The organism is Oleiphilus sp. HI0125, assembly GCF_001635355.1.
Map to the genome: position 1 here is coordinate 1 of NZ_LWGF01000339.1, position 912 is coordinate 912.

Here is a 912-nt window from a genome sequence, read left to right on the forward strand (position 1 = left end):
CTCAACACCAATAAAAAGAGCAGTGATAGGGTCGCAAACCCTCCTAATAAATGCGCACTTACAACTTGCGGCCATAACTTTAGTGTGACCGTCCACATACCAAACATGCCCTGGCAGATGACGAGCGCTAGCAAACCAAAAATATGCCCATATGGTAAAGCCTCTTCTTTCGCCGTTCCTGAAATTTTGGCGCGCACACTAATAGCGTACACAGACAAACATAGAAGGACGAACCCCAAGAGACTCGCAAAATAACGATGAATCATTTCAGGCCAGCCTTTATCGACCTCTACTGGCGCATCAGGAAAGCGCATTTCGGCGATCGCAATTTTTTCAGGCGTCTCTGGCACAGTAAGAAAACCATAACAACCCGGCCAGTCTGGGCAACCAAGACCTGCATCAACCAGACGAGTCCAAGCGCCCAGCATAACCACAACACTAGCTAAAAACGTCGCGCCAATAGCAACTCTATTAATGACTCTGCGGTACATCATCTCTCTCCCATTAACCAATGTTTGAGAGTTTCAATAACTTCTTCAAATCGTCTTTGAGATCGTAGCCACTATTAGTTGAGTCGTAGCGAAGAATGACATTACCCAGCGGATCACTCACCCATAAGTTCCACGTTTTGCTTGTGTCTGCCTGTTTATAGAGCTCAATTAGCGCTGACTCATCAACACTCTTCACTGACAACTGTGGATAATCTGCCGCGAGTAAGTCTTGCGTTTGCTCTGCTTGGGTGGATAACAACACTCGTGCCACACGCTCTTGTTCGCGCGCCATCAATATATTCACTTGTCTTGCGGTATGCGCAAGATCCTGACACTCCAAAGTGCACTCTCCCGAGCCTGTTTGTACGATCAACCACTTACCATCTGTTTCGGGATAAAACCCTTTGGCATTTTGTTGATA

1 protein-coding gene and 1 pseudogene are annotated in these 912 nt (G+C 46.7%); both read right to left on the reverse strand.

Annotation, left to right across the window (positions count from 1 at the left end):
• A partial coding sequence (locus tag A3762_RS04815) for a heme A synthase (protein WP_197469029.1) occupies window positions 1–494 on the reverse strand: 494 nt, incomplete at its 3' end.
• Window positions 495–504: 10 nt separating this feature from the next.
• Window positions 505–912: pseudogene (locus A3762_RS27090) on the reverse strand (hypothetical protein); the annotation flags it as partial.